Annotated in this window: 17 protein-coding genes; 4 read left to right on the top strand and 13 right to left on the bottom strand. The window is 58.9% G+C overall.

All coding sequences use genetic code 11. The features are described 5' to 3' along the window. Positions 1 to 19: 19 nt before the first annotated feature. The 3 genes from CA85_RS12470 to CA85_RS12460 are packed head-to-tail and all read right to left on the bottom strand — an operon-like array spanning position 20 to position 4,645. Positions 20 to 1,321, bottom strand: coding sequence for a DUF1552 domain-containing protein (locus CA85_RS12470; RefSeq protein WP_146391657.1), 1,302 nt, complete (start codon positions 1,319 to 1,321; stop codon positions 20 to 22). 50 nt (positions 1,322 to 1,371) lie between these two features. Next, entirely contained in the window at positions 1,372 to 3,834 is a 2,463-nt protein-coding gene (locus CA85_RS12465) for a DUF1592 domain-containing protein (RefSeq protein WP_186774905.1), read from the bottom strand. Positions 3,835 to 3,892: 58 nt separating this feature from the next. Further along, positions 3,893 to 4,645: an LON peptidase substrate-binding domain-containing protein gene (locus CA85_RS12460; RefSeq protein ID WP_246112738.1), complete on the bottom strand. Its 753-nt coding sequence runs from the start codon at positions 4,643 to 4,645 to the stop codon at positions 3,893 to 3,895. Between the two features lie 158 nt (positions 4,646 to 4,803). On the opposite strand from CA85_RS12460, the gene CA85_RS12455 reads away from it, so the two are divergent. Continuing rightward, entirely contained in the window at positions 4,804 to 5,388 is a 585-nt protein-coding gene (locus CA85_RS12455; protein ID WP_146391655.1) for a dCTP deaminase, read from the top strand. A 114-nt stretch (positions 5,389 to 5,502) separates the two neighbouring features. Here the strand turns inward: CA85_RS12455 and sdhB are convergent, their stop codons facing one another. The 4 genes from sdhB to CA85_RS12435 form a co-directional block, all read right to left on the bottom strand. Then, on the bottom strand, positions 5,503 to 6,357 hold the full coding sequence (gene sdhB / locus CA85_RS12450) for a succinate dehydrogenase iron-sulfur subunit (RefSeq protein ID WP_146391654.1): 855 nt from the start codon (positions 6,355 to 6,357) through the stop codon (positions 5,503 to 5,505). 59 nt (positions 6,358 to 6,416) lie between these two features. Then, positions 6,417 to 8,423, bottom strand: coding sequence for a succinate dehydrogenase flavoprotein subunit (gene sdhA / locus CA85_RS12445; RefSeq protein ID WP_146391653.1), 2,007 nt, complete (start codon positions 8,421 to 8,423; stop codon positions 6,417 to 6,419). A gap of 71 nt (positions 8,424 to 8,494) precedes the next feature. After that, a complete protein-coding gene (locus CA85_RS12440) occupies positions 8,495 to 9,379 on the bottom strand; it encodes a succinate dehydrogenase cytochrome b558 subunit (RefSeq protein ID WP_146391652.1) in 885 nt (294 codons plus the stop codon). 166 nt (positions 9,380 to 9,545) lie between these two features. Next, on the bottom strand, positions 9,546 to 10,310 hold the full coding sequence (locus CA85_RS12435; RefSeq protein ID WP_146391651.1) for a response regulator transcription factor: 765 nt from the start codon (positions 10,308 to 10,310) through the stop codon (positions 9,546 to 9,548). A 256-nt stretch (positions 10,311 to 10,566) separates the two neighbouring features. On the opposite strand from CA85_RS12435, the gene CA85_RS12430 reads away from it, so the two are divergent. The 3 genes from CA85_RS12430 (at position 10,567) to CA85_RS12420 (ending at position 15,638) form a co-directional block, all read left to right on the top strand. Continuing rightward, complete coding sequence (locus tag CA85_RS12430; RefSeq protein WP_146391650.1) at positions 10,567 to 11,883, top strand: citrate synthase; 1,317 nt, start codon at positions 10,567 to 10,569, stop codon at positions 11,881 to 11,883. A 241-nt stretch (positions 11,884 to 12,124) separates the two neighbouring features. Then, on the top strand, positions 12,125 to 12,655 hold the full coding sequence (locus CA85_RS12425) for a rhodanese-like domain-containing protein (protein ID WP_146391649.1): 531 nt from the start codon (positions 12,125 to 12,127) through the stop codon (positions 12,653 to 12,655). A gap of 10 nt (positions 12,656 to 12,665) precedes the next feature. Further along, complete coding sequence (locus CA85_RS12420; RefSeq protein WP_146391648.1) at positions 12,666 to 15,638, top strand: VWA domain-containing protein; 2,973 nt, start codon at positions 12,666 to 12,668, stop codon at positions 15,636 to 15,638. A 34-nt stretch (positions 15,639 to 15,672) separates the two neighbouring features. On the opposite strand, the gene CA85_RS12415 is transcribed toward CA85_RS12420, so the two are convergent. From CA85_RS12415 to CA85_RS12390, 6 genes are all read right to left on the bottom strand, one after another. Continuing rightward, on the bottom strand, positions 15,673 to 16,296 hold the full coding sequence (locus CA85_RS12415; protein WP_146391647.1) for a hypothetical protein: 624 nt from the start codon (positions 16,294 to 16,296) through the stop codon (positions 15,673 to 15,675). 40 nt (positions 16,297 to 16,336) lie between these two features. Further along, the gene (locus tag CA85_RS12410; protein ID WP_146391646.1) at positions 16,337 to 17,881 is read right to left on the bottom strand and encodes a serine/threonine-protein kinase; all 1,545 of its coding nucleotides are present in this window, start codon (positions 17,879 to 17,881) and stop codon (positions 16,337 to 16,339) included. Further along, positions 17,878 to 18,624 carry an RNA polymerase sigma factor gene (locus CA85_RS12405; protein ID WP_146391645.1) on the bottom strand — a complete coding sequence of 249 codons (747 nt, stop codon included), beginning with the start codon at positions 18,622 to 18,624 and terminating at the stop codon, positions 17,878 to 17,880. The genes CA85_RS12410 and CA85_RS12405 overlap by 4 nt, the downstream gene beginning before the upstream one ends. 227 nt (positions 18,625 to 18,851) lie before the next feature. Continuing rightward, positions 18,852 to 20,084, bottom strand: coding sequence for a hypothetical protein (locus tag CA85_RS12400; RefSeq protein WP_146391644.1), 1,233 nt, complete (start codon positions 20,082 to 20,084; stop codon positions 18,852 to 18,854). A 169-nt stretch (positions 20,085 to 20,253) separates the two neighbouring features. Then, positions 20,254 to 21,063 carry a dienelactone hydrolase family protein gene (locus tag CA85_RS12395; protein ID WP_315852713.1) on the bottom strand — a complete coding sequence of 270 codons (810 nt, stop codon included), beginning with the start codon at positions 21,061 to 21,063 and terminating at the stop codon, positions 20,254 to 20,256. A 58-nt stretch (positions 21,064 to 21,121) separates the two neighbouring features. After that, positions 21,122 to 23,137, bottom strand: a complete 2,016-nt coding sequence (locus CA85_RS12390) for a MutS family DNA mismatch repair protein (protein ID WP_146391643.1) — start codon at positions 23,135 to 23,137, stop codon at positions 21,122 to 21,124. Positions 23,138 to 23,142: the final 5 nt, after the last annotated feature.

The raw sequence follows: 23,142 nt of genomic DNA, 5'->3' as shown, positions 1-23,142 counted from the left end.
AGCTGGTGTCGCCGCGAGGTCACGACGCGGAGTGTGATCGAAGCAAACCAGTTAGGGTGCCCGTTGCTGACGAGAAGCGGTCTGTTTCCAATCCCAAGAACTGGAGATAGTCGACCAGCAGATTGCAGAGTGGCGGGGAATCCTGAGGCTCGAATTTCAAGTGCTGGCCGTGCTGGAAATGCCCACCCGCTGCGATGATCGGGAGATTGGCATTGCTATGGCTCGAGGCGTTTCCCAAGTTTGATCCCATGAGGACTGCTGTCTGGTCGAGCAACCGGTGCTCGCCCTCCTCAACGCTATCGAGTTTCTGGAGCAGTTCCGCGAACAGACGCATTTCTTCCTTCTCGATGATCGTCAGCATCTCGAGTTTCTCTGGATCGCGACCATGATGGCTGAGGTTGTGCCAGCCATCATCGACACCTTCGAGCTGGACGACTTCATGGCCCCCGGCTCCCTGGAAGGTAATCAACCGCGTCGAATCGGTTTGCAGTGCCAGAAAAATCATGTCATACATCAACCGCATTCGACCAGAGAAATTCTCTCGCTCGTCGATGTCCGTCGGTGGTTGGTAGTCGACATCTGGCTTGGGGTGCTTTGCCCACTGAGCAGATTGCACCAAGCGTTGCTCGAGTTCACGGACGCTCGTTAAATATTGATCCAAGGTGCGGTTGTCCTCCTTACCAGCGACTCGGGTGAGACGTCTGGTTTGTTCTCGCACCAAATCCATGACGCTTTGCCCGTCCTCGATGCGGCGCATTTTCGCTGCTTTTTCCGTTTCATTGCCCTCCAAGAACAGGTCCGCAAACAGTCGTGAGGGGCGTTTCTGTGACGGTATTTGCACGCCTGAGCGTGTGTAGGAAAGACTGCTGTTGTTCGCCGATAAGACGAGCGAAGGGTACCGGGTGAGGTGGCCGAGTTGTTCGGCTGCCAATTGGTCCACCGAGATCGTGTTCTGGAAGCTGGGTTGTCCCGGATGGGCGGCACCGGTCAAAAAACTGTTCTCGGCTGTATGTCCGCCATCGACGTCCGGGTGCATCAGTCCCGAAATGATCGTGAACTTTTCCCGCAGTGGTTGGAGAGGCTCGAGATATGGGGTGACCTCGTATTCGCGGCCAGCTTGGGCGGGGAACAGGTGAGGAGTGTGCAAGCCCAGTGGCGCATTGATCGCCAACAATCTGCGGACCTGGGTCGGATCGCCGGCGCCCTGAGCGGACTGCTGGGCCCGTGCTTCGTTTCGGTGATGCATGCACTGCAACAGTGGCAGGCTGATGGCCACGCCAGCAGACCGCAGGAGTGTGCGTCGATCGAGGTTTGATTTCATGGCTTGATTTGCAGACGACGTAGAAGCAGTTCCAACGATTCAGCTTGCTACTAAGGTTTCCAAAACAGGTCGCTCGTGGTCACGGCATGGATCATCGACCGAAGCCCCCACCGATGGCCGCGTGTTGATTCGACGATCGAATCAATCGTAGCACGATCGGCCAGCGACAAGGGGCGACCCGTGGCATAGACCAACAACTTGGTCGCGATCGCCCGCGCGACAGCCTCTTCATTCGCCAGGAGACACGCGCGAAACTCTCGAAAGTTCTCGAACGACCGGCCATCGGGCAGCGTCGCCGCCAGATCGAGGTCGGGACCTTTTGCGTAGGGCAGTTTGCCGGGTAAGGGGTCGCCACCTCCGATCGCTCGATACCATTGACGCTGGCCACCGATCGCATCAAAGCGTTCCAGAGCAAAGCCGGCTGGATCGATCCGGCGGTGGCAGGTAGCGCATGTACCGATCTCGGTATGCTTGGCCAACTGTTGGCGAATCGTGGTTGCGCCTCGGATATCGGGCTCCACCGCCGGGATGCCTGGTGGTGGCGGTGGCAAAGGTTGGGCGAGCAAGCGGTCTTGCACCCAAACACCACGCAGTACCGGTGAAGTCGATGTGCCGTTGGCAGTCACCTTGAGAATGCTCGCTTGAGTCAGCAACCCGCCGCGGATGCTCGTCTCGGGGAGTTCCACCTTGCGAAATTCTTCATGCCCTTTGACGCCCGGAATCCCATAATGACGTGCTAGTCGCTCGTTGAGAAAGGTGAAGTCCGAGTCGATGAAGTGGAGCACACTCGAATCGTGATCGAGAAGGTACCGAAAGAAGTGCCGCGTTTCGCTCAGCATCGCGACTTGCAGCAGCGGGTCGAACTCGGGGTACATTCTTTTGTCGGGCGTCGTGAATTCGATATCACGCAGGTCCAACCATTGTCCCGTGAAATTATCAACAAACCGTTCGCGGCGTTGATCGGCTAGCATTCGATCGACCGTGGCAGCGAACGTTTTTGGGTCACTGAGTTGGTCGTTCGACGCGAGTTTCAGGAGTTCTTCATCGGGCATCGAGGACCACAGGAAATAGGAGAGCCGCGAAGCCAGAGCGAAGGGATCAATGCGATTGCGATCTGCCGGTGAGGGGGCGTTGCCAGTGGGGTTTTCGTTGAGCAGCAAGAATTGTGGAGAACATAAAACCGCGGTCACGCCGGCGCGGACGGCTTGCTCAAACGACCGGCCCGCGGCCAAACGATCCCATGCCAGCTCGACAAAAGGCAGGACCTCTTCATCGCGGAGCGGACGGCGAAAGGCACGACGCGCCAGCTTATCGATGATGCGGGCCGCATCCACTCGGGGATCCGAGGATGTCACCACATGTCGTTTCACGCCTTTACGATGCCGCAGATAGATTCCTTCGGCCGGGACCAATTCGATGGTAGGTGAGTCGCCAAAGAGTCGCTGCTGTGCTGCGGATGGGAAACTTTGGTCCAGGGGACCGTAGGTTTCGGCCCACGCGATGCCAATTCCTGGCCGATCTTCTTTCTTCTTGTCGCGCCACGTCACATGCTCGGGCCAGATCCGTGAGCGGATATGGATGGTTTCGCCAGCCTCCATGTCGGCGGTGAACTCGATGATGCGTGGGTTACTCGAGGTTCCCGTGACATCGAAAACACCGATTGGTGTCTGGGTGCCTGGCCCGAACAAGGGACCGACAAACAGGGCAACGGCGAGCGTCCGCTCATTTGGATTGTGAGGCCATACGGCCACGCGGCAACGGTATCGCCCCGGTTCAATGGGATGTGCCGGATCGATTCGTACCGGCGGCCACCCGGGCGTGAAGTCAACAAAGGAGCCATCGACCTCGATCACACCGCCTTTCTTCTTCTTCACCGCGTCGATGTTGTCCTTCACCTGCATCATTTCGGCGCGGCGGGTGGCGGGCGGCAAGGGCTTGATCCGGCGGATGGTTGCATCGAACGCGGTATCAGCCGCCTCGAGATAGCGTTCCATCAGCACGGCCGAAATGCTGAGCCCGTCACTGACATTATCGAACCCCTGCACGCTGCTGTCTTCGGGCAGCACGTCGGCTAAGGGGGCATCGATACCGAGCAAGTCGTGAACGATGTTCTCGTACTCTCGCCGATTCATGCGTCGTAGCGACGTCGAGGGCGTCTGCCATGAATCGGCGAAGGCTGTCCCGAGTTCATCGAGGACGCGATCGATGTCATCCGGTTTGGGACGCTCCATCCCCGCGGGCGGCATCTCGCCCGATTCGATCACTTCGAGCACGCGAGTCCAGGTTTGCGCAACCGGCCCGGGCTGCGTCGGCAGCGGTATTCGGTCCAAGCGAATGTCCGCTTCCGCCGTATCCGGCCCATGACACTCCAAGCAATGCTGGCTGAAAAACCCCCCGATGCCACTGGGCTGTTCTGGGGTAATCACCGAGTCCTCCGCCGCAGATGGGCCAGCGATGGCGAACGTCAGCAACGCTCCGGCGAAGAGTCTCTGTAAGGGGCTACGCAATTTCATCGCCTCATTGTAAATCAACCGAAGCGACGGTGCGGACCATCGGCTCCGCATCGACTGCTCAGTTCATGCTGAATGGGGGCGGGAAAGAATCGTCATCGGGTCGGTGAGGCGACTCTTCTTGGAGACCGATTTCCTGCTCACTCATGCCGACCGATTGCAAGTCGATATCACTGCGGTCGATCAACTCGATGAGGTGCTCAGCCCTGCCGTCGACGTCGTTCATTTCGAGCAGAGTTAGCTTGTCGGTGGTTGGGAAGGGCATCATGTAGGCGATGATGTCGGTGATCGGGCCCACGCCCATTTGCCCTGCCATCAGGTCGTGCAGTGCCTGGTGCGAACCGGCTTTGGGAGGAATGATTTTTCCAAATGCGGTCAACAGGCGGCGTTTCAGAGCACCGCGTTTCTCCGTCGCCGCCGGCACGTAGAAATCGTTGATGAGATCGACATGAGCCGTTCGAAATGACTGGGTCGTCTCCAGCTCACGGCGAATTTTGGCTCGGCGCACACCGACCATTAGGATATTGTGACGGTCTCCTTCGAGTTCAGCGTGCGAGATGATTTTGCCAACACAGACGATCGGCGCGACCTCAGGGACGGGGATCGTCGGGGCGGCGACGGGCTCGACGAGGGTGGCGAGAGTGATCAATCGGTCCGACGCCAACGATTCTCGCAGCATTTCGACGTAGCGCGGCTCGAAAATGTGCAGAGGTTGCATGGCATGCGGGAACATCACCAACCCGGGGAGCGGAAAGAGCCGTACGTTTCCGTCAAAATCCTCTGGTAGCTCGGTCACATCAGAAAACGGATTCAATTTGGATCCTCTCGGGAGCTCGATCCCCAACGACGGAGGGACCTCAACAAAAATGACAATCGATCGTCTATTATATCCGAACACGCGCACGCAAACGGGTTAAATTACATGTTCATCGCCAGCCTCCGCCAGCCACTTGTATCCGATGGGCCTTCCGCATGATTCTATCCAGCCAAGAAATCGTTGCTCGGATGGGCAAGGATCTGTTGATCGAACCGTTCGATCCTGAGCGGCTCAACGCGAACAGTTACAACCTTTCGCTCTACCACGAGTTGCTCGTCTACGAGGAAGTGGTGCTCGATGCTGCCAGCCCGAATCGGTTTCGACGCATCGAGATTCCTCCCGAGGGACTGAACCTGCATCCGGGTGTCCTGTATCTCGGTCGCACGGTCGAGCAGACGCAGACTCATCACGTGGTGCCGATGCTTCATGCCCGCTCGTCGCTAGGGCGGCTCGGGCTGATTCTCAATCCCGGCGGATCGTTGGGCCAAGCAGGCTACTGTGGCACGTGGACACTTGAAATGCACTGCATTCAACCGGTGCGAATCTATCCCGGGATGCAGGTATGCCAGATCTCGTATCACGAGCTCATCGGGCAGTGCGAACCCTGCAGCGATCAAAAGTACCACAACAGCACCGACATCCAGCCCAGTCTTCTGCACCGAGAACTCGGCTTTGACGACCGCGACACCCAGCTCGAACTGGAACTGAACTTTGATGAAGCGATCGAAGCGGCGAGGTAGGTCTTCAGCAGCCGATGCAGGCAGCCGATCATTACCGGCTATTTTCTAAAAATGCCTTGGGCGTCGAGAAACCGGTGGGTGCAGGACACCCAGCGGGAAGAGCCGCGGTAGCGTCTACCGCTCAAACCACTTTTTGATCGCATGCAGCGTGGTGGCTCGCCCGGTGCGGGCGATCGACCGCGTCAATGGAATCTCCTTCGGGCACACCGCGACACAGTTCTGCGCGTTTCCGCAGGTCGTGATGCCTCCCGGTCCCGATAGCGCCTCGAGACGTTCGGCGGCGAGAGCCTTGCCGGTCGGATGATTGTTAAACAGCATGGCTTGCGAAATAGCGGCTGCGCCGATGAAGGCCTCGTCAAACTCAGCGTTCTGACGCTGCTCGAATTCCTCGTCGCTCTCACCTTCGTTCTGGGTCAGTTCGATCTTCTGGTATTGCGGGCAAGCATCGAGGCAGCAGCCACAGCTCATGCACTGGCTCAGTGGATAGTTGCGTTCTTGGTCTTCCCGCGGGATCCGCTCACCGGGGCCAAGGTTGTAATAGCTGTCCACGGGGACCCAGCCCTGGATACGTTTGAGGCTTCGGAAGAGTCTCGCGCGATCGACCATCAGGTCGCGAACCACGGGGAACTTGGTCATCGGTTCGAGTACGATTTCGTCAGGGTTGTCCGCCAGCAATCGGTCCACCAACGCGCTGCAGCTCTGCCGAACTCGGCCATTGATCACCATCGTACAGGATCCGCAGACCTCTTCGAGGCATCCGCAATCCCAGGCCACCGGCGTCACTTTCTTGCCGTCGACGGTGGTGGCCTGAGCCGCAATCCGCTGCAGAACGCTGATGACGTTCATCTCACGCTCGTATTTGATCTTGTGCAGCTCCCAATAGGACTTGGCCCCCGGTTCGTCCTGGCGGAGGACACGAACGTTGATGAACTGGGGACGGTTCTTAATCGAGGTTTCCGGCGCGGTCATCGTTGACAAGACTCGTTAAGCGGCAAAAAGAATGAGGGAGAGGTATTTCAAGGAGTGGGTCAGTGCGAATCGGCGTAGCGATTGGTGTCATCGTCGGCGGCCGTCGCGGCGGCTCGCTCGTTCCAGACCTCCTCGATCGCCTCGGCACCAACGAGCCCGTAGAGTCTCGGACGTGGCGGGATGAGCGAAGTGTCGACATCTTCATACGTCAGATCGGGCTGGTTGGTTTCAGCGTTCCAGGTCGCGATCGTGCTCTTGAGGTATTTCTCATTATTAGCCTGGAAAGCGTCACACCAGGCTTCGGCTTGCCGCCGGCGTTCGGTGGGATCTTCCGACGTCAGCGGCGGTTTAATGAAATCCGGTTTGAAGTGGGCCCCGCGGCATTCGTCGCGTTGGAGGGCGCCCTTGAGCAGCGCTTTGGCGACCGGAAACATGTCTTGGAGCGCTTTAGCAAAGACGACGTTCTGATTGGTCCAGGCACCTGTGTCGGCGAGGTTGACACGCATGGCCCGCTCATGCAGTTCGTCGATCTTCCCCATGGCTTCGGACAGCTGATCGTTTTTGCGAACCACTGTCGCGACGCGGGTCATTAAGTCGCCGAGTTCCTGGTGGATCAAGTACGGGTTCTCGTCGCTGTCTTTGTTGCCGTGCAGCAGATGATCGTGTCGCTCCTGCTGGGCCTGGACGGCGCTGGCTAAGAGAGATTCTGGAACGTCATCGGCACCGGAGGTTTGAGAGGCCGCGTAGTTGACGATCGACGAGCCCGTGAACAGACCGGTGAAGATGCACGACAGCAGCGAGTTTGCGCCGAGTCGATTGGCGCCATGGTAGTGGTAGTCACACTCGCCCATCGCATAGAGGCCTTCGATGTTGGTCATGTGGTTGCGAGGCGCGCCGGCCTCGAGCCCACCGTCGGCACTCTTGACGTAGTCTGCCCACAATCCGCCCATGCTGTAGTGCACCGCGGGGAAAATTTTCATCGGCTCGTCACGCGGGTCGACGCCCTGGAACTTCTCGTAGATTTCGAGAATCCCGCCGAGCTTCCGGTCGAGTTCATGGCGGGGGATGTGGGTGAGATCCAGGTACACGCACATCCGGTCGGATTCGACACTGAGTCCCTCGTTGACACAGATATCGAAAATCTCGCGGGTGGCGATGTCACGCGGCACGAGATTGCCGTATTCGGGATAGCGTTCTTCTAAGAAGTAGTAGCGTTCGGAATCCGGGATCTGTTTCGGTTCACGCGGGTCGTGGGCCTTGCGGGGAACCCACACACGGCCGCCCTCGCCACGGGCTGACTCGCTCATCAATCGCAGCTTATCGGCACCGGGAATAGCGGTGGGGTGCACCTGGATGAACTCCGCATTGCCGTACTTCGCCCCGGCTTGGAAACAACGGCTGGCCGCGCTGCCGGTGCAGAACACACTCATCGTGCTGCGGCCGTAAATCAGTCCGCAACCGCCCGTGGCGACCACGACCGCGTCGGCAGGGAAGGCTCGGATTTCCATCGTCGTCAGATTTTGAGCGACCGCTCCGCGGCAGCGTCCGGTTTCATCTTGAATCGGTCCCAGGAAATCCCAGAACTCGAACTTACGCACCGAGCCCTCGCTCTCACAGCGACGGACCTGTTCGTCGAGCGCGTAGAGCAGTTGTTGGCCCGTGGTAGCACCGGCGAAAGCAGTTCGTTTGAAGAGCGTCCCCCCGAACCGACGGCGGTCAATGAAACCCTCTTCGGTGCGGTTGAACGGCACGCCGAGGCGGTCCATCAGCTCGATGACCTTCGGCGCCCACATCGCCATCTCTTTGACAGGCGGTTGATGGTTCAGGAAATCGCCACCGTAGACGGTATCGTCGAGGTGGTTCCACTCGGCATCACCGAGTTGGCGGGTCTGATCGTTGCAGCTATTGATCCCGCCCTGGGCGCAAACACTGTGCGAACGCTTGACCGGCGTGAGGCTGATCAGGTCGACCGTTGCGCCGAGTTCGGCGAGTTTCATCGTCGATGCGAGTCCGGCGAGACCGCCACCGATGACGACTACACGGGCGGGTTGATTGGACGCTGCCATGTTGAAAAACCTTCGTGTCCGGACGGAACCAGGAGGACAATTAAAATAGGGATGAGGGAGGGGAAAAGAAGTTACTGCGAGTCGGGTTCGACTACGATGGTTTCTTCGATGATAACAGCCTCGACATCGACTTCGCTCAACGGTTCGGCATGGTCATTGCCGGCACGTTTGTGCGGGTCGTCAAAGGCCAGTCCCGTGGCGACGGCGGCATCGTACATCTCCTGCTCCTTCTCGCGGGCTGCGGCGATGTCCGCAGGTCCCATCGAGACGGCAGCCCACCAGGCAGTGAGCGCGACCATGCCGAGCAACACGCCGAACACCGTGCAGACCTTGGTGGCACGTTGCATCGCGGTCGCGGAGGTCCATAGTCCCCACGTGATCCCAGCCGTCCATAACCCGTTAGCAAGGTGGTAGACCGTTGCCATTACACCGACCAGGTAAAATGCGGGCCAAAAACCCCAGATCCACTGGTCCATGGCTGCCGCGAGCGAGGAAGCCGCGTTGTACGGATAGAACTGCGCGAACCCGAGCGGTTGCATCACTGCCAACCACGGCGTGATGTGAAACCAACCGTGTAGGTGCAAGACGTGAAACATGAGGAATACAAACGCGATCAGACCCGTCCACCGCTGCCACTTATAACGCTTGTTCGACGTGAAAGAATACTGGCTGGTGTTGGATTTCCCGGTCCGGATAATCCACACGCCGATGATTGCATGGAACAGCAGCGGCAGGAAAATCCCGCCCCATTCGAGGATCGGGAGCGCTGGGCCGAGCGAGTGAATCCAGAAAACGGCATGCTGGAACGGTGCCGCTCCACCCATCAAACTAGCGTTGGTGACCAGGTGAATGCACATATACAGCCCGAGCGGCACAATGCCTAAGAGCGAGTGCAGTCGCCGAATCCCGAATTCGTGACGAATGAAGAACGATTGAGAGCGTGTGAGTTCGGCCACGGGTGTCGGATGGGTGCGAGGGAGAAGTTTTTGCGCAGGATCAGCTCGGCGACCTTAGAATAGAGAGTTCAGGGGCCAGAGTGAAGAAGGGTCACCGGAAGTGTTTTGAGACTGAGAGGGAGATCGAGGTTGATGGGGGATTTCGGGACTCGAAATCGCCTTTGGCTTACTTTTCTTTCTCCGGGTCGATCACAAACCGATAGCCCGCATCACGCAGCGTCAGCAGATGCACAGGCTCGGCCGTCGAGGGTTCGATCACCTTGCGCAGCCTCGCGATAAACTGATCGACCGCTCGCGTCTGAACATTCCCCGGCACCTCCCAAACCTGGACCAGTAATTCGGCGCGGCTAATCACGCGTTCGGGATTCTCGACGAAATATCTCAGCAGACGAAGTTCCTTGGGTGTCATTCGCACCGGCTTGTCGTCGACGCGCACCTGGTGCGTGCGGAAATCGACTGAGACTTTGCCAAACTCGATGAAGTCGACTGCTTGGGAACTGGCCGCCACGGGCTTGCTGTCGGTGGGGTTCGATCCATTCGCTGGCGCCGGTCCAGCGTGACGCGAGATCTGCAGCAAGTTTTTCACGCGACTGAGTAACTCGTCGAGTTCGAAGGGCTTGCTCATGTATTGGTTCGCGCCCACATCAAAGCCACGGGTGCGGTCCTCTGGCAGTGTCCGGGCAGACAGCATCAATACAGGCAGCCCCAATCCGGCCTCACGAATTTTCTGGCAGACCGTGTATCCACTCATCCCCGGCAGCATCAGGTCGAGAACGATCAAATCGATACTGTGAGGGGCCACGTCAACCAGTTTGAGCGCTGCCGGCCCGTCCTCGACTAACGAAACACGGTAGCCTTCGGCTTCGAGGTTGTACTTGATGCCAATGCCGAGGTGCTGCTCGTCCTCAACGACCATGATGTGTGCACGCAAACGTCGTCATCCTCTGGAGCCAAGAAATCGGGGTTCACCCCGATCTTACCATGTTTACCGATAAATCGAATCCGACCGATGGCAGCGCAGAATCGATTGCCAAAAGTGTTTTGCGGGCGAGGGAAAAATGGTCCGCTGATTGTCGCGCATCCCGCACAGGGCTACACTATCAACGTCGTCGGCGAAAGTGGGTCGCACCTCCATTTTTGCCCATGTTCTTTTTGCTCACCATGACTCCACCTGAATCGTAACCATTATGAAGTCCTCAGACGGTTTTGAGATAGAACAACTTGACACGGTTCGAGTCCAGATGGGCGACCAGAGCTGTGATCTTCCTTTGATCGAAGGGTCCGAGGGCGAGCGGGCGCTCGATATCAGTCGGCTCCGCGCTGAAACCGGCGCGATCACACTCGATGAAGGTTTCGTGAACACGGGCAGCACCCGCAGCGCGATCACTTTCCTCGATGGCGAGAAAGGCGTCTTGCGATACCGTGGTTATCCGATCGAAAAACTCGCTGCAAGCTGCGATTTCATTGAAACGGCGTTCTTGCTGATCTACGGCGAGTTGCCCAATGCCAAAGAGATTGAAACTTTTCGAGCAGGCATTCGCGAGCACACGATGCTCCACCAGGACATGAAATCGTTCTACAACGGTTTCCCTCGGGACGCCCACCCGATGGCAATCTTGGCCAGTGTCGTCGGCGCCCTCTCGACGTTCTACCAAGACTCCCTCGACCTCGACGATGACCGTCAAGTCGAGATCTCCATCTATCGGCTGTTGGCAAAACTCCCCACGATCGCGGCCTACAGCTACAAGAAATCGATCGGCCAGCCGTTCATGTATCCCAAGAACAGCCTGGATTACACCGAGAACTTCCTGCACATGATGTTCGCGACTCCCACCGAGGAGTACGAGCTCGACCCCGATTTTGCCGAAGCGTTGAACCTGCTCCTGATCGTTCACGCCGATCACGAACAGAACTGCAGCACGTCCACCGTGCGGATGGTCGGCAGCAGCAATGCGAACCTGTTCGCATCCATTTCCGCCGGCATCAGTGCCCTCTGGGGACCTCTGCACGGCGGTGCCAATGAAGCCTGTGTGAACATGCTCGAACAAATCGCACGCGACGGCGGCGACGTCAAGAAGTACGTCGACATGGCCAAAGACAAAGACAACCCGTTCCGCCTGATGGGGTTCGGCCACCGCGTCTACAAAAACTTCGACCCGCGGGCGACCATCATTCGCGCCTGCTGCGACAAGTTGTTGGACAAACTCAACCTCGACGACCCCTTGTTCGAAGTTGCTCAACAACTCCAGGAAGTTGCTCTCAAAGACGAGTACTTTATCGAGCGGAAGCTCTATCCGAACGTCGACTTCTATTCCGGCGTCATCTATCGAGCCCTCGGCATTCCCGTCCAGATGTTCACAGTGCTCTTCGCGATCGGACGCCTCCCCGGCTGGATCGCTCACTGGCGTGAAATGCACAACAGCCCTGGGTTCCGCATCAACCGGCCCCGCCAGATCTACACCGGCCACACCGAACGCAACGTCACTCCGCTGGAATCCCGCTGAACGATCGGCAAAACGTTGCTTCCCGAGTGACCAGCACCTGAGGGGGCAGGTTGGTAGGTGTCTCAACAGCCCTCGGTGCCCTTGGCGCCGTCGGAGGTTACGAGAGGTTGTTCTCGCGATCCCGCGCGGCGAGAGTCGATGTAGGGCGACCGGATTTCTCAGCACATCGGTGCCCCACTGCGTTATATTGGGGCCAACCGATACCGCTCCAAATCCAACCCACTAAGAACTCCGCCTCGTCATGAATCGAACATTTACGTTCCTCGCCTTGCTTCTTCTCAGCGCGATTTCGTCCCAACTTGCATCCGCTCAGTTCAGCAGATTATTCAGTAGCGGGCCTGCGATCGAAACGATTCAGACGAGCGACCTGCAGCAGATGCTAAGCGAGCAGAAACAGGCAGCGGAGAAAGCGAAAGCGGCCGGAGAGACCCCGCCGGCATCGGATTTCGTCGTGGTCGATGTGCGTAGCGATGCCGAAATCCAAGTGTCGGTCATCCCTGGATCGATCACCAAAGCGGAATATGAAAAGAACGCGAAGAAGTATCAAGGCCGCACGGCGATCGCCTACTGTCTCAGCGGAGGGCGTAGCAAGAAGTATGCTCAGAAGCTCGCTGGCGAGGGCGTGAAGGTAAAAAACTATCAGGACAGTATTCTCGGTTGGGTCGAGGCGGGGCTGCCGCTCGTCACGGTCGAAGGGAAACCAACCCGCCGTGTGCACACCTTTAGCGATCGCTATTCGGTGCCCGCCGGGTACGAACAAGTCACTCAGTGATGTTCTCGGCATGCAATTGACCTTCGACGCTCCGGAATACTTGTGGCTGCTAGTCCTGCTGCCGCTGGTGGCTGTCTATGGTTATCGCCGTCTACAGAGTCTCGGTCGCCTGCGTTGTCTTGTAGCGATTCTCTTGCGCGCGGCCGTGATCGGTGCGGTGGTGCTCGCGATCGCGGGCACACGCTTGGCGTGGACGACCGATCGTGTCTCGGTGATGTACGTGCTCGATCAATCCGACAGCATCCAATCGGATCAGCGCGATCGGTTGTATGAGTACGCGCGTCGCAACGCCGCTGAGCATCGCAGCGCCTCGCGAGAAGACCTCGCGGGCGTGATTCTGTTTGGTGCAGATGCGTCGATCGAGATCCCTCCCTTCCACGATGACTTGCCGAGCGGATCGGGCCGGGGCCAAGTCGAAATCCGGACCGATGCGACCAATTTGGAGCAAGCCCTGACGCTGGCGGCAGCATCGATGCCGACGGACACCCGGCGGCGGATCGTCGTGTTCACCGACGGCAACGAGACTCAGGGCCACGTCGAAACCGTCGCGTCCCCCATTATCGCCTCGGGTATCGGCATCGACTTCGTCGCTGTCCCGCCCCACGCGGGCGCCGATGTGATTGTCGAGCGGATCGACATGCCCACCGAAATTCGCACCGGGCAACCACTCGAAGCGCGCGTGGTCGTCGAGAGCATTGGGCAGAGCGATCCAGACCTGTCGGAGTCCGACGGGCCCGCAGGGACGGTCGACTCCGGCCAACCCGGCGGAGAAAAACAGGGCATCGTGAAAGGACGGCTTCGCATCACGCGGACCTTCAATGGCGAGGAGGAGTTGTTGGCCGAGCAAACCGTGGAGGTCACCCCTGGCAAGAACGTCTTCCCACTGCAGCACACGATCACACGGCCTGCGCCCTACACGTACGCGGCCCAGTTCATTGCCGATACCGCGTCGAGCGACACTCGCGATCAGAACAATCGTTCGAGCACATTTGTGAACGTGCGTGGCAAGAGTCGTGTGCTGTTGATCGAGCCCGCTAAGGCGTCGGAGGATTGGTCCCAGTTCGTTGACATGCTTCGCGATGAGGCGATCGAAGTCACTGTCCAACCCAGCGATGCGACCTTCACGTCGCTGGCTGAACTGCAGGCCTACGATGCCGTCATCCTGGCCAACGTGCCGCGGGTGAGCGGGGATTCGGCCAGCACGATTTCGCAGTTCACAGACGATCAAATCTCACTTCTCGTTCGCAACACCCAACAACTCGGGGCGGGCTTGCTGATGATCGGAGGTCCCGACTCGCTCGGCGCAGGTGGTTGGACAGGGACCGAGATCGAAACCGCCATGCCAGTGGATTTTGAGATCAAGAACTCCAAGGTCAACGCGGTAGGCGCTCTCTCCCTGGTCATTGATAGTTCGGGGTCGATGGACGGCGAAAAGATGTTGCTCTGCAAGGCAGCCGCGCGGGCTGCCGTGATGATGCTCGGCCCCAACGATTCGCTCGGCGTGATTTCGTTTGACTCCGCCGCACACGAAGTCATCCCGATGCAGAAGATTGGCCAGCGTTCCCATATGCTGCCCATGATCGGTCGTATTCGTCCGGGCGGCGGAACGGATATGTATCCTGCGATGCGACAAGCCTATGCGGATCTCGTCCGCGCCGATGCAGCCGTCAAGCACATGATTGTGCTGACCGACGGGCAGACCAGCCCAGGCGCATTCTTGGAATTGGTCCAGCAGATGAAGGATGCGGGTATTACCGTCACCTCGGTCGCGATCGGACAGGGCGCGGACGTGAATTTGTTGCGGCGGATCGCCAATTCGGGAGGTGGCAAGCTCTATCATGTGATTTCGCCTAAGGCGATTCCCCAGATCGTGATGCGGGAATCACGCCGTGTCTCACGCCCGCTGATTTTTGAGAGTGGGCCTGGCGTGCAGCCGCAAATCACCTACTCGCATGAGTTACTCGCCGGTATCGATACGCCGCCACCGATCCACGGCTACGTGATGACGACGATGAAGGACAGCCCGCTGGCTCAATCACTGATCGCGGCCCCCGGCCCTCAAGAGATGAGCCATCCCATTCTCGCCGTTTGGCAGTACGGGCTCGGTCGATCGGCCGTTCTTACCACCGACGGTGGACAGCGATGGGCCCATGATTGGAATGCGTGGTCGGGCGATTCCAAACTGATGAGCCAACTCGTCCGCTGGTTGATGCGCCCGGCGGGCGACACGGGCCAGTTCTCACTCGCGACAATTGTCCGCGATGGTGACGTCGAGGTGGTCGTCAACGCGCTCGATGCCGAAGATCGCTTTTTGAACTTTCTCGAGCCCGCCGCATCCGTACTCGGCCCCGATCTCGAACCGGTCGGGCTGTCCCTCAGCCAATCGTCACCGGGGCGCTACTCAGGCACGTTCTCAGCCGATCAAGCGGGGAACTACTTCATTCAAGTCGTTCCCGATGCCTCGTCGGCGCCGCTGACGACAGCCGTGACTGTATCAGCCAGCAAGGAGTACCGGGCCCGCCAGACCAATGTACCGCTGATGGATCGAGTTGCGAAATCTGAAACGGACGAAGCGTCCAGTGGTGAAGTCGTGAGACTCGCGGGAGCCGACGTCGGGGGCATCATAGAATTGAATCCGTATCGCAGTGGCTTGGCGGCTATCGGCTCCATTCGAGACGCATGGCCGATGTTGGTATTGCTCGCCTGTTGCTTGTTTTTTCTCGACGTGATGGTCCGCCGCATCGCACCCCGTTTCGGTTGGCTCAAACAGTTCGTATCGCCGTCGCCGAGTCAAAGCGATGGAGTCGCCGCAAGCGTCGACCGGCTCGACGCACTGCGGCAGGCTAAATCACAAGCGCACGCGGGCAAGCGGTCGTTCACCGTCGACGAGACACCTGCAGAGCGCGAGAACGAGCCACCCGCGGAAGAGCTTAGCTACAGCGAGCGGTTGCTGCGGGCCAAGCAGAATGCCCGTCGGCCGTAGGTCAACGCAGCTGCCTGCCGCCGGGGCGGTCGATTCAGTGGATCTCGTAGCCCATTGAATCCCCCATCTCCCCGGCACCCATACCCGATGCCGGTTGCAGACTATTCAGGTCGAGCAGCCCTTCGGCGGCGAGGATGACCGATTGCATCTGCAACTTGACCACACGGTCCTTGGCAGCAGCCCGCTTCTGCAAATCGGCTTCGAGTTTCGCGAGACGCTCTTGGAGCCGATTCAAATCTTTGGTGCGGCGAGCGATCATCTCGTCGTACTGTTCCTGCAAAGCCGTTTGAGTGTATTTCAACAAAGCTTCTTTCTCGGCAGCATCTTCGGATTCGCTAATCCGTGAGATGGCCACCCGCAACCGCTTGCGAAACAAGTCCTTGCCCGATGGGCCCCCCAACGCGCCCATGCCAGCACTTCCGTACGCAGCTCCCATCTCCATGTTCATTCCGCTGTCCATTCCCATTCCCATATCCATTCCCATGCCCATGTCCATCCCCATGCCCATGGAGCCTGGTGCATCATAATTGGGGACGTGCAGCTCAAACGGGTTTGCGACGTAGGGAGGAGGCTCTGCAGGCGTTTGAGATTTGTCCTGGGCATTCGCTGCCGACAGACCGAGCAGAGTGGTGGACAGGACCAGTGCGGAAATCTTCATTGTTCGGTGACCTCGAAGAGAATTGTTGCGGGGAGAAGGACTACGGGGAATAGAAAGTTGGTTCGGAACCCAGGAGCTGTGTGATTTCATGGTCAATCGCAGACACATCGCGATCCCATGATTCCTTCGTGAACCAAGCGTGTTCGGAGAACAGTCGCGCGCCGTCGGAGGCGGTCAGAAGATCGGCATTTTTCAGGCGTTGCTCCAGGTCTCGATACTGTTGGTTGAGTCGCGGATCGTTAATCGATGCTGCGATCTTGCTCGCTGCCTGGCTGAACTTGCCGCTGGGGGCCTCCGCGATGACGTTCGCGGTGGTGCGGGATGGGAGACCCTGCGGCGGCGCGTTGTAGGCCGGCCGCGGAAGTGGGGCGTTGCGCGTGAGGTAGTGCACCGATAGTCGGTTCACCCACACCGCCACCAGCAACAAAGCGGCGGCGGAAACACCGAGTTTCATCCATCGTCGGCGTGGCGTGTTGACGCGCGATCGACGGGCTGGCGGGCTTTGTTTCTCGGTTTGTGATTTTGCGATTTCGTTGATCACGGCGGAGCAATCCTGGGGTCGACGGTCGATCGTTCGCTGGAGGAGTGATTGAACCAATCGGACGAACCGGGGTGGTAAATCGTCACGCAGCGGAGCGAGCGGGGGTGGATCTTCGGTCACAATCTTGTGCAGCACGGCGAGCGTATTGTCGGCCTCGAACGGAGGCTTGGCGGTGCAGAGGAAGTACAGCACACAGCCGAGGCTGAACAGATCGCTGCGATGATCGATCGGCTGGCCCCGCGCTTGCTCGGGGCTCATGTAGTGCGGTGTCCCGGCGATCACGCCGGTTTGAGTAAGGGTTACTGAATCGGCGGCGCGGGCCAAGCCAAAATCGGTGATCCAAACTCGCTCGATATTCTCCCCGACGAGCACGTTGCCAGGCTTGATATCGCGGTGGACGAGGCCACGGCGATGGGCGGCGGCGAGCCCCTCGGCGAGCTGGCCGGCGACGCGCAGGATCGTTCCCGCGCTGAGCGGTCCATGCGTGTGGACCCAACGCTGCAGCGTCATGCCGGGGACGTACCGCATCACGAGGTAGGGCAGTTTCGCGTTGGCATCGACGTTGTAGATCGGAATCACATTCTCATGAGCGACACTGGCGGCGGCCTCAGCCTCCCGCGCGAATCGCTGTCTCGCGACCGCAGACATGGCCCAATGCGGCGCCAGCACCTTGACCGCAACGGCCCGCTGCAGGTCGCTGTCGTGGGCGCGAAAGACCACCCCCATCCCGCCCTGGCCCAACAAACTCTCGATCTCATAGCGGCCGATTCGCCCCAACATTTCCGGATGAGTCGCTGGCTCGAGAAAACTCAGATCGACGGTGGGTTGAAAGACGCTCGACGGGTCGAGCTCATCGGCCTGTGGCTGACAGTCCGCGAGGCATTCTTGCGTTGCGGTCCAGTCTCGTTTTTCGCCACCGAGTCGCACCAGCTCATCACGGCATGACTCGCACTGTTCCAGGTGAGCTGCCACCGCGTCGGCTTCCTCGCCCGGTTCGCTGCTCTGCAGCACGAGCGTTGCTAAGATTTCAGGGTTGCAGTTCATGGGTTCCCCGTCGGTCCGTCTTCGCCTATCGGGGCAACCTGCCACTGAGCAACCGACTTGCGCAGCCGCGCCATCACCCGGCTACGAGCGACATAAACCATGCCCTCACGCATCTGTAGATCGGTGGCAACCTCGGCGACTGGTTCACCTTGTACCGCCGTGCGATGGAAGGCTTGCCAGGTCGAGGGGCTGACCTGTTGCTGCACCTTGGCAGCCGCCCATGCATAGATCTGTTGTTTTTGATTCCAGTCCCAAACGCTCGCGTCGGAGGTGTTTCCCGCCACCTGATCGAGCCAGCGACGGACATCGGAATCTCCGGATGCGGATTCGCGCCGCCGAGCCCGACTGAGGTGATCGGCCAGTTTGTTGCGGGTGATCGCGGCGAGCCAACCGCGAAATGCACCGGCGTGTTGGTCGCGATCGAAACTGGGAATCGCCTTGGCAACCGCCAACAAAGTCTCCTGGACCACTTCCAAAGCGTCCGCTTGCTGCAGCCCCCATCGGGTCGCCAAACGCAGCAACAGTGGTTCGTAGATTTGCAGGAACTCGGACCAAGCCGAATCGTCAGCCGGATCGCCCAGCCGCAAAATCAGACTCGCTCTCGTCTCAGGATGGATCGTCAACAATGTCTCAGCCTCCAGTGGTTGGTAGTTAAATCTTACCAGGGGCGAGAACCTTGCACGAAAAATGGTGGAAACGCGTAATAGTTTCCTGTGAGCCGAGGGCCGTGAGGCCAATGCCATCTACTTTCGACCGCGAAGCGGTCTTGGTAACCCGACGCGTCAGCGAGGATCACTTGTTCGCCACGCAAAACACTGCATTGTCCTCGCTGACGCGTCGGGTTACCATCGTGATGATGCCCCGAACGGGGGCAAAGTAGATGGCATTGGGCGTGAGGCCCCGGGTGGCCTCACGGCACTCGGCTCATTGCGGTGGTTACATGTTGGCGATCCCGCATTTTCTTCGGTACTCATCGCGCGGCGGGCGGGCCGATTCCGATATCGAGTGATTGGTCGGTTCCGCTCTCGGGGGCGATCTCACCTCCATCGTCTTTGCCGTTCTTGCCCACGCTGTAGATGATCCAGCCGTCCTCAGTCGATTTGGCAATCAGCGGTTCTCCGCGATAGGGATCGATGATCGCGTCTGCAGGTAGGCCCAAATCGTTGAGTTCGACCGAGGACTCCGAATCAGGCCGCGACTGGGACGCATTGAGGATTCTCAGGCAACGCTCGATCGTGAGCGTGCGGAACATCGTGTCGTGAGCGTTTTGGATCGAAGGTACGAGGAGTTCAGTCATCCCAACGGCAGTCACTTTGGTTTTCGGTGACGATTCGAATGGCATCGCGGTCCCAATCTCAATTTGCTCATTCATGTATTCGATGTAGTTCTCTAGCTGGGGTGTCAACGGAGAAGCTAGCATGGAAAACCCACGAAAACTCTCGATCCCAAAAACGCGTTCGGTCTTGAGCGTCTGCGTGAAAGAATCGGTAATCGCGTGCCGATTGAGCTCTTCTTCGATCGCGGCATGGGTCTCTGGCTGCAGCGTTTCGGTCTGCAAGATACCGTTGAGCTCGGTGAGGATCTGAACACGACAAACGCTATTGACCAGCCATGAGACCAGCAGGGGCGTGTCCGCCTGCAGCCGGATCAAGCGTAGTTCTTCCAGGCAGACTGCAGCCGCCTCATCTGGCTTATCAATCGCGGCGAGATAGCGAACACGAAAAGCTTGGATCCGTGCGATTGAACGCACATCTTGATTCACTTGCAGCACCTGTTCCGTCAGATCGTTGGGCCCTGAATCGTAGTCCAGCGGCCAGGCAAGTTTGCTACACCGAGATGACTTGGCGAGTTGATCTGCAAAGTTGGGATGAGCGTCCAGGATTGTGCGCAGTTTTGCGGTCTGATCCTGCGTCAATCCAGTCCGCCAGGAAAAGTCTTCGGCATAAGCAATTGAGTATGCTTCATTGACGACCTGCTCAATCTCTCGGACCATCGGCGTGAGGAAGGTGGCAGCGTTCTCATCGTCCGCGACCGGAGCGGGCTTGAGATCCACGATCGACACGGGCTCGCCACGCTCTCGAATCGGTTCCAACGCCGCTTCCACGGCAGCAAAAGATCGCCAGCTGAAAAACGCCACAACGATGACCAAAATGGCGATCAAGGCGAGACAAATTTTAAATAGTTGTTTCAGTCGATGTTTCACTGGGAGTGCTCCGTAATCAAAGAACTGGCATCGCCGAGTGAGTGAATGTTCATGAGTTCGCTCATTCCGCTTTCCGATCGGGTTCAACAGCACAGGCCCATTCGGGCGCCGAACAGGTTGGACGAACTGGAGTTTTTCTTAGAAAAAAAGAAAACGGCTCACCGAGGGCCTACTCAGCGTTCTGCTTCAAAACATCCTGATCAAACAGCTCTGCAAAGAAGACTCGCATGGCCGCCCAAGACCGACGATCGGCTTCGGCGTTGTAGGCGGCGCCGCGTGAGTTGTCATCGCCCGCCATCGGCTGGGTGAACGAATGCACGGCTCCCGAATAGACGTTCATCTGCCAGTCCACGTCGGCGGCGTCGAGTTCGTCCAAGCAAGCCTTCACGTCGGCCTCGGGGACGAACGGATCGTCCGCTCCGTGGCAGATCAGCATTTTAGCAGTGATGTTCTTTCCGTCGGCGGGACTGGGCGAATCCAAGCCACCGTGAAAACTAACAACCCCGTTGATCTCTGCGCCGCTGCGGGCCAGTTCGATCACGCCGGTACCACCAAAGCAGTATCCGATCGCGACGAGATTTTCTTTGTCGACACCAGATTGCTGGCGCAGTTGTTCCAAACCGAGATTGAGCCGGCGGCGATACAAATCTCGATCCTCCTTGTAGATCGTGGCCGTCTGGCCAGCTTCCTGGACCGTATCAGGTCGCACGTCTTGGCCGTAGATATCCAGCGCAAAGGCGACATACCCCAGTTCAGCGAGTTGCTGACAACGCCCTTTCTCGTACTTCGTTAGCCCCATCCATTGATGCACGACAAGCACTCCGGGAACGGGATGCCCGGTCACCTCGGGGTCCCAGGCGACGTATCCAGACAACGTCACATCACCGTCCTGATACTCAACGGTTTTCGTTTGAACTTCCGCGACCGCTTGTTGGCAGGCCATCAAGGATACCAGTAGAAGGAGTAGGGAACGCATCATGTGAATCTCCAGTTTTCGAGGGAGGGACAGAGGGGAAGTGAATATCAACTGCTTGGGCCTAAACGGGCTTGGGACCTTCTTCTCCCAACCCAACCATCTCGAGCAGACGCAGGGCATTGGTGGTTGGCGAGACGCCTTGTCGCATGACGTAATCGAAGGTCATTCGCTCATCACCGTCCGCGTCGGGGGTGATTGTCTCGCGGAAGTGAACTGTGTGGGCGATGCGTGCCAACTCCGGTTCGTCGGCCAACTCGAGATCATGGGTCGTGATCGCGCCGATGGCTCCGCTATCGACGAGCATGCCCAAGACACGCGCGACGGCGATCTGTCGCTCGCGGCTATTAGTGCCCTGCAGGATTTCATCGAGCAAGAACAGCAGGCGACGCGGATGCGCCGCCGAGGACTCGCCGGTCACTTTCGAGTTACCATGCAGTTCGCGGGCATGATCCACCACGGCGGCGAGCCGTTTCAGCTCAGCCATGTAGAACGACACACCTTGGCTCAAATCGTCGCTGACCCGAATACTGGTGGCCATCTCAATCGGCGGCAACCGCATCGCTCGGCAGCACACCGGACCGCCCGCCATTGCCAGCGCAACGTTCAGTCCCACGCTCCGCAACATCGTGCTTTTGCCCGACATATTGCTGCCCGTCACCAACAACAGCGTCCCGGCTGGACCGATCGAGACATCGTTTCGCACACGCGACTGGTCGGGGAGCAGGGGATGGCCGAGTTGCTCGCAGCTCAGCAGCGTCTCAGTGTCGGGGGAGTCTGCCGAAGCTTGGATCCAATCCGGCGACGCCCAACTGGGGTACTCATCGGCGAGAGCGGCGAGCGAGAGCAACGATTCGAGTTCGCCCAACGCGACGAACCACTCTTCGGCGTGGCGGCGGTACCGTTCTTTCCAGCCCTCGAGTCGCTTCAGCACGCGAACGTCCCATAAGCCGAAGGCTTGCAGGGGTAGGTACAGCAAAAACGTCGCGGCTGAGTTCTTGAGCGAACCCGCTTTGGCGATCGAGGCCAGTTCCGTCATCGCGTGACCAGCCGATTCCTGGTCAGCGGCTGTCCCCAGCAGTGTGCCCCGAATGCTCTCGGTCGTGTGCTTCTCTTGATCACTCTCAGGTGCAGCGGTCGGTAGTAGATCGGCAGATCGAAACAACTCGGCGTAGTCCTCGACGCTGCGGCGAGACTGAATCGCGATCGAAAATATCTGAGCGACTGGCCCGAGCAGCAGTGACCCGATCGATAGGTTCACGACAGCGATCGTGATCAAGACCACCAGCGAAATTCGCGAGAGATCACGGTTTTCGGCCATGGTGGCATAGACCAGCATAGCGATCGCGGCGACAGCGAGCGCCGCAGTCAAATTGCCCCAGGGGATCAGCCACCGGCGTGACGGCAGCCACATCGGGCTCTGAGCCCACTTCACAAACGAATCCGGATCGCCCGTCGACGACCCGACTTCTCGGGCGAGCGTGTAGAACTGCAGTCTTTCCTGCCGCGCCGGGGCGAGCGACTTGACCGCGTGGTGTCGCTGCACGGCGACCTCCGGGTCGACCGGGCGGGTGAGCCAATTCGCCAGGGTGCGTTGACCAGGCGTGGTGGCGGCCATGGAAACGAGCTGGAATAGGGAAGCGTCACCGACCAAGTCGAGGTCGTGGGCCAATGCGTTCTGACGTGCATCGAGCTGGAGCGTCGCGGCGGTTTTGCCCAGTGCATCGGCGGCAAGAGCCTGCCAATCCCGGTCCAGGCGACGGACGAGACGGCGCAGCGTTCGGGACTGGCTCTGCCGAATCTCCATCTCGCTACGCACCGATTCGTTCCGCACCACCGCGACGAGAAAGGCGACCAACGCCGCTACGGCGACAAAGACCCAAAACGGATGCCCCGTGGTGATGGCAAATCCAAACCCAATGACGAGGAGGAAGAAGATGCCAACACGGATGCTGCCCAGCTTCGTATCGCGAGCGGTCAGGGCCTCGAGTTCACAATCAATACCGGCGAGTTGATCGGCATAGCGTTCGCGAGCTTCGCGGCAACCACCCGGTTCACCTAAAGGGAGAGGGTTCGACATCCGAT

Origin of the sequence: Allorhodopirellula solitaria, from assembly GCF_007859855.1 — a bacterium.
Lineage (GTDB): Bacteria > Planctomycetota > Planctomycetia > Pirellulales > Pirellulaceae > Rhodopirellula > Rhodopirellula solitaria.
This window is presented reverse-complemented; position numbering and strand designations above follow the sequence as displayed.